Source organism: Paraburkholderia sp. SIMBA_027, from assembly GCF_046535315.1.
In the GTDB taxonomy this organism is placed as follows: Bacteria; Pseudomonadota; Gammaproteobacteria; order Burkholderiales; family Burkholderiaceae; genus Paraburkholderia; species Paraburkholderia tropica.
In genome coordinates this window covers 1-240 of record NZ_JAWRWY010001504.1, presented here as the reverse complement: position 1 = coordinate 240, position 240 = coordinate 1, and the positions used below count along the sequence as shown (strand labels likewise).

The following is a 240-nucleotide window of genomic DNA, read 5'->3' as shown; positions in this document are numbered from 1 at the left end:
AGGGAAAGCTCCTGCGTTTGAATTTTTGATTGAAAATGGACAATTCTATCCAAATGTAATAAGTTCTTATCCTACAATGTCGGTAACCATTGATAGTTCATTACTAACAGGTGCTTTCGCTGATGAACATCATATCCCTGGTCTAATTTGGTTTAATGAACAGGCAAAACGTATCGTTAGTTATGGAAGTGGTCCTACTGAAATTTGGAATACTGGAGTTCGAAATGTCGTTCAAGATAG

The 240-nt window shown here is 36.7% G+C and carries 1 protein-coding gene; it reads left to right on the top strand.

Going from position 1 to position 240, the window contains the following annotated elements; genetic code table 11:
• Positions 1-240: alkaline phosphatase family protein (locus SB764_RS44210; RefSeq protein ID WP_410867339.1), on the top strand; the 240-nt coding region annotated here is incomplete at both ends.